General features: G+C 62.6%; 3 protein-coding genes, 2 tRNA genes and 2 rRNA genes (1 of these 7 cut by a window edge). 1 reads left to right on the top strand and 6 read right to left on the bottom strand.

Translation table 11 applies throughout. From position 1 onward, the window contains the following. From AC3AOF_RS12060 to AC3AOF_RS12035, 6 genes are all read right to left on the bottom strand, one after another. Positions 1–1184 (bottom strand): 23S ribosomal RNA (locus tag AC3AOF_RS12060); it reaches 1617 nt to the left of the window's first position. Between the two features lie 267 nt (positions 1185–1451). Next, positions 1452–1527, bottom strand: a tRNA-Ala gene (locus AC3AOF_RS12055). Between the two features lie 40 nt (positions 1528–1567). Then, positions 1568–1644 (bottom strand) — tRNA-Ile (locus AC3AOF_RS12050). 142 nt (positions 1645–1786) lie between these two features. Further along, positions 1787–3269 (bottom strand): 16S ribosomal RNA (locus AC3AOF_RS12045). Together the 16S and 23S rRNA genes with 2 tRNA genes alongside form the textbook arrangement of a ribosomal RNA operon. Positions 3270–3783: 514 nt before the next feature. Continuing rightward, positions 3784–4149, bottom strand: a complete 366-nt coding sequence (locus AC3AOF_RS12040; RefSeq protein ID WP_236990620.1) for a response regulator — start codon at positions 4147–4149, stop codon at positions 3784–3786. Between the two features lie 52 nt (positions 4150–4201). Then, positions 4202–4489 (bottom strand): STAS domain-containing protein, encoded by a 288-nt coding sequence (locus AC3AOF_RS12035; RefSeq protein ID WP_236990619.1) that lies wholly within the window; start codon positions 4487–4489, stop codon positions 4202–4204. A 218-nt stretch (positions 4490–4707) separates the two neighbouring features. Between AC3AOF_RS12035 and AC3AOF_RS12030 the strand changes: the two genes are divergently transcribed. Continuing rightward, positions 4708–5928: a methyl-accepting chemotaxis protein gene (locus AC3AOF_RS12030; RefSeq protein ID WP_236990618.1), complete on the top strand. Its 1221-nt coding sequence runs from the start codon at positions 4708–4710 to the stop codon at positions 5926–5928. Positions 5929–6000 lie beyond the last annotated feature (72 nt).

Below are 6000 nucleotides of genomic sequence, written 5' to 3'. Positions count from 1 at the left end.
GCCCCGTTACATTTTCGGCGCAGGACCCCTTGGCTAGACCAGTGAGCTGTTACGCTTTCTTTAAAGGATGGCTGCTTCTAAGCCAACCTCCTGGTTGTTTTGGGAGTCCCACATCCTTTCCCACTTAGCCACGAATTGGGGGCCTTAGCTGTCGGTCAGGGTTGTTGCCCTCTTCACGACGGACGTTAGCACCCGCCGTGTGTCTCCCGAACAGTACTCGTGCGTATTCGGAGTTTGGTTGAGTGCGGTACCGCTGTGGGCGGCCCTAGCCCATCCAGTGCTCTACCCCGCACGGTATTCATTCGAGGCGCTACCTAAATAGCTTTCGCGGAGAACCAGCTATGTCCAGGTTTGATTGGCCTTTCACCCCTAACCACACGTCATCCAAGACCTTTTCAACGGGCACTGGTTCGGACCTCCAGTGCGTGTTACCGCACCTTCATCCTGCGCATGGCTAGATCACCTGGTTTCGGGTCTAGAGCCACGAACTGAACGCCCTGTTCAGACTCGCTTTCGCTGCGCCTTCGCCTACCGGCTTAAGCTCGCTCGTAACTCTAAGTCGCTGACCCATTATACAAAAGGTACGCAGTCACCCAGAACGAATCTTGGGCTCCCACTGTTTGTAAGCATCCGGTTTCAGGAACTGTTTCACTCCCCTCGTCGGGGTGCTTTTCACCTTTCCCTCACGGTACTGGTTCGCTATCGGTCGCTGAGGAGTACTTAGGCTTGGAGGGTGGTCCCCCCATCTTCAGACAGGATTTCACGTGTCCCGCCTTACTCGTGTCCTGGCATTGGCTTGTCCCGTACGGGGCTGTCACCCATCCTGCCGGCCATTCCAGGCCGTTCCGGTAAGCGTCATGCCAGGCGCTGGCCTGGTCCGCGTTCGCTCGCCACTACTGACGGAGTCTCGTTGATGTCCTTTCCTCCGGGTACTGAGATGTTTCAGTTCCCCGGGTTCGCTTCAAACCCCTATGAATTCAGGATTTGATACCTTCGCAAACCATCGTAGCGTGAGAGCAGGTCGCCCTGCTTCCACGATACGGTGGCTGAAGGTGGGTTTCCCCATTCGGAGATCCTCGGATCAAAGCTCGTTCGCAGCTCCCCAAGGCTTATCGCAGCGTACCACGTCCTTCATCGCCTCTCAGCGCCAAGGCATCCACCAGATGCTCTTAAGGCACTTGATCGCTCTCATGATCGGTGTCCGGTGGTGACCGACAGCCGTAGCTGTCGTCACCGCCATCCACGGTCACGATAAAGACCGGCAGCCACCGCTTTCGCAGCGACTGCCTTATGCTTGCCGAACGCACCCGAGCCGGCCGCTTTCGCAACGGCCCGGGCACATTCCCTCTTCACGATGTCAGATATCCGCAGCCACCCGCGATTGCGTCGATGGTTGCGAAGCTCTTTGATCCGGACGACCCTCGACCTCACTGCCGATTGGCAGGGGAGGGTGGTGGAGCTGGACGGGATCGAACCGACGACCTCATGCTTGCAAAGCACGCGCTCTCCCAACTGAGCTACAGCCCCGTGGGACGCCGCTCACTGGCAGGGCATCGTCACCTGATCCTGGTGGGCCTGGGACGACTCGAACGTCCGACCTCACCCTTATCAGGGGTGCGCTCTAACCACCTGAGCTACAGGCCCGTCGCTTGGCGTACCGCCCAGCGTGTCCGGATGATGAGAAAGAGAAACGAAGACGGCGCGTCCCGCCAATTGGGTCCTGACTGGACCCTTGATCCAACGACGCCGTGAGAGTGAGCGAACTCACATCAGACAGCATCCTTAGAAAGGAGGTGATCCAGCCGCAGGTTCCCCTACGGCTACCTTGTTACGACTTCACCCCAGTCGCTGACCCTACCGTGGTCGCCTGCCCCCTTGCGGTTGGCGCAGCGCCGTCGGGTAAGACCAACTCCCATGGTGTGACGGGCGGTGTGTACAAGGCCCGGGAACGTATTCACCGTGGCGTGCTGATCCACGATTACTAGCGATTCCGCCTTCATGCACCCGAGTTGCAGAGTGCAATCCGAACTGAGACGGCTTTTGGGGATTCGCTCCAGGTCGCCCCTTCGCTGCCCATTGTCACCGCCATTGTAGCACGTGTGTAGCCCATCCCGTAAGGGCCATGAGGACTTGACGTCATCCACACCTTCCTCGCGGCTTATCACCGGCAGTCTCCCCAGAGTGCCCAACTCAATGATGGCAACTAGGGACGTGGGTTGCGCTCGTTGCGGGACTTAACCCAACATCTCACGACACGAGCTGACGACAGCCATGCAGCACCTGTGTGCACGCCTCCGAAGAGGACAACGGATCTCTCCGCCTAACATGCCATGTCAAGGGATGGTAAGGTTCTGCGCGTTGCGTCGAATTAAACCACATGCTCCACCGCTTGTGCGGGCCCCCGTCAATTCCTTTGAGTTTTAATCTTGCGACCGTACTCCCCAGGCGGAATGCTTAATGCGTTAGCGGCGCCACTGACCTGCATGCAGACCAACGGCTAGCATTCATCGTTTACAGCGTGGACTACCAGGGTATCTAATCCTGTTTGCTCCCCACGCTTTCGCGCCTCAGCGTCAGAACCGGACCAGACAGCCGCCTTCGCCACTGGTGTTCTTGCGAATATCTACGAATTTCACCTCTACACTCGCAGTTCCGCTGTCCTCTTCCGGTCTCAAGCCAACCAGTATCGAAGGCCATTCCGTGGTTGAGCCACGGGCTTTCACCCTCGACTAAATCAGCCGCCTACGCGCCCTTTACGCCCAGTGATTCCGAGCAACGCTAGCCCCCTTCGTATTACCGCGGCTGCTGGCACGAAGTTAGCCGGGGCTTATTCCTCCGGTACCGTCATTATCGTCCCGGAGAAAAGAGCTTTACAACCCTAAGGCCGTCATCACTCACGCGGCATGGCTGGATCAGGGTTGCCCCCATTGTCCAATATTCCCCACTGCTGCCTCCCGTAGGAGTCTGGGCCGTGTCTCAGTCCCAGTGTGGCTGATCATCCTCTCAGACCAGCTACTGATCGTCGCCTTGGTGAGCCGTAACCTCACCAACTAGCTAATCAGACGCGGGCCGATCCTTCGGCAGTAAACCTTTCCCCATAAGGGCGTATCCGGTATTAGCTCAAGTTTCCCTGAGTTATTCCGAACCGAAGGGCACGTTCCCACGCGTTACTCACCCGTCTGCCGCTGACCCCGAAGGGCCCGCTCGACTTGCATGTGTTAAGCCTGCCGCCAGCGTTCGCTCTGAGCCAGGATCAAACTCTCAAGTTGAAGAGCTGATCATAGCTGATCACAACATAAACGGAGGCTCACGACCGACCGGCGTTTCCACCAATCGTGTGAGCACCGAAACGTCAGACCAGCATCATCCTACTCACGACCGGTTCCGAAGGAACCGACCCGCAGGGACGACGCCGTCCACGCTTCTCTTTCTCGTATGAACTTGTCAAAGAGCGGGTCGGGCCGGGAGCCAGACCTCGTACCCCGGAGAACAGAAAGCCGAGCCGGGTTTCCCTGGCCCTTGCTTCACCGTCTCTGGGGAAGTCCTTCGCGGCGGCCAGTTCGTCGGCGCCCCGTCGGTGAGCGGCTGTCTAAGGGTAGCCGGCTCGCCTGTCAATCGCGTCCCGGAACCATCGTGAGCCGCTCCAGGTCGTATGGGAATCCGCTCGGCGGCGGTCGCCGTGACGAAGGCGGCACGGGCAACGCTGCGGCCCACGCTTGTCGCGGCGAGCAAGGGTGGGACCTGAGCTCCTCTCCCGGCGATCCGGCAGAGCCGCGGGTGGGTTCAGGCGCGGGTCAGCTTGGACACCACGGCGAGCAGCTGCTCGGGCTTGAACGGCTTGGTGATCCAGCCCGTCGCGCCGGCGGCTTTGGCCTGCTGCTTGATGCCGTCATCCGATTCCGTGCTCAGGAACAGGATCGGCACACCGGTCAGGGCAGGCATCGTCCGGAGGTTCTTGATCATGTCCAGGCCGTTCATCACCGGCATGTTGAGGTCGGTGATGACGAGGTTGAGCGCGTTGGACTTGGCCTTGGCGATGCCCTCGGCGCCGTCCCCGGCCTCGATGACGGTGTGCCCGGCCGGTCCGAGGACCACCTTGATCATCTGCCGGATGCTGGCGGAATCGTCGACGGCGAGAACGTTGGCCATGGGGAAGGAACTCCGAAAAGGGTGTCGGGGAAGATCGGCGATGCGACGTCGCTCAGGCGGCGCGGGCGAAGGGGGGCTGCGTGGCCAGGCCGGCCCGCCCGAAGGCGCCCTGTACGATGTCGGGCATGTCGACGAGGGTGAGGCGCTTGGCTTGCCGCTCCGCGGTGCCGGCCGCCGAGACGACGAGCTGCACGAAGGCGATATCGGCCCGCTCGATATCGGCGCAATCGAGGACCAGATCATTGGTCGATGCGAGGGCAGCGGCGATCTCGCCGTGAAGGGAGCGAATTGCCCTCAAGGTGCAATCGCCCGACATTCTGATGCACACGGTGTCTGACATGACGGCGCCGTTGTCCCGAGGAGGCGTCCGAGCCGCGCCTCGCCGCAAGATTAAGCGGGCTCCGCGTAAAACTTTCTTGAATCGATTCGTCCGGTCCAAGCTACAACGCTAACGCTTCCGCAATCATGGCGCCCGTACCGTCGCGACGACCCGAGGCTCGACGTCGCGAGCGCGGAGCCCATGCCCGGTCCCATGGAGCCAGGACGATGATTTCCGAGGTGGCACAGGTGACGTGGGAGCGCTCCCGTTCACGGTGGCTGCGGCCCCGCAACGCCGCGTCGGCCCTCGTCCCGGCCGCGGCGGCCGCCCCACGCGCCGAACCGGCCGCATCGTCTGATCCCGAGACCTCTGCCTCTCCCGACACGTCCGCCGCCATCGACCTGCTGCAATCCTGGCTCGGCCTCACCACCCTGCAGCGGCGGGCGCTGGAAGCGCTGGTCGGCGAGCTCGACCGCTCCTCCACGCACGTGGAGGAGAGCGTCCAGGGCCTGACCCGCCGCTTCGAGAACATCGCGGCGTCGACCCGCGAGCAGGCCGAGATCGTGCAGGGACTCGGGGCCTCGATCCAGTCGGTCGAGATCGACGGGCACTCGGTCCTCCTCGCGGACGTCGCCTCCGGGCTCGGGGAGACCCTTGCCGCGCTGATGGACAAGGTGGGCGGGCTCTCCCGCCAGGGCGGCGCGACGGCCCGTGCCCTCGACACGGTGCTCTCCGAGATCGACGCGGTCGAGGGCAGCGTCGCGCGGATCGAGGCGATCAACCGCCAGACCAACCTCCTCGCCCTCAACGCCAAGATCGAGGCGGCGCGGGCGGGCGAGGCCGGCCGCGCCTTCGCGGTGGTGGCCGACGAGGTCCGCCTGCTGGCGCAATCGATCAATACGCTCTCGGGCACGATCAAGGACCAGATCGGCTCCATCGCCACGGGTTTACGCGACAGCCACGGCCTGTTGCAGGACATCGCGACGGTCGACGTCTCGGACGAGAGCCGCAGCGCCGAGGCGCGGGTCCACACCGTGATGCAGACCCTCGTCGCCCAGAACTCGCGCTTCGCCGGCATCCTGCAGCAGACCGCCGAGACGACGCAGTCCATCACCACCGACGTGTCGGGCGCCATCGTGGCGTTGCAGTTCCAGGACCTGACGAAGCAGCGCCTCCAGAACAGCCAGACGGTGCTCCAAGGGCTTGCCCTCGAACTCGGCCGCATGGCCGAGGCGACGGCGGCGCAAGGAATCGACCCCTCAGGCGTCGCGCCCGATCAGGCCTGGGCCGAGGCAATGATCGCCTCCTGCACCCTCGGCCAGGTCCGGGACCGCCTGCGGCGCCAGATCCTGGACCAGGAGACGGGTCGGGAAACGGGTCACGCACCGGTTGTCGAGGCCGCAGCGCCCTCGGCCGGGGCGACGGCCGTGGACGAATTCGACGGCATCGACCTGTTCTGACCGACGCTCTGCCGCTTGTCGGATGACGGGGCGTCGCTTGCGCCGTCATCGGTCCATCACGCCGGTGCCGTC

The organism is Methylobacterium sp. 142-1Y, assembly GCF_057747795.1.
Note: the sequence above shows the minus strand (reverse complement) of the source record. Positions and strands in the feature narration are given on the sequence as shown.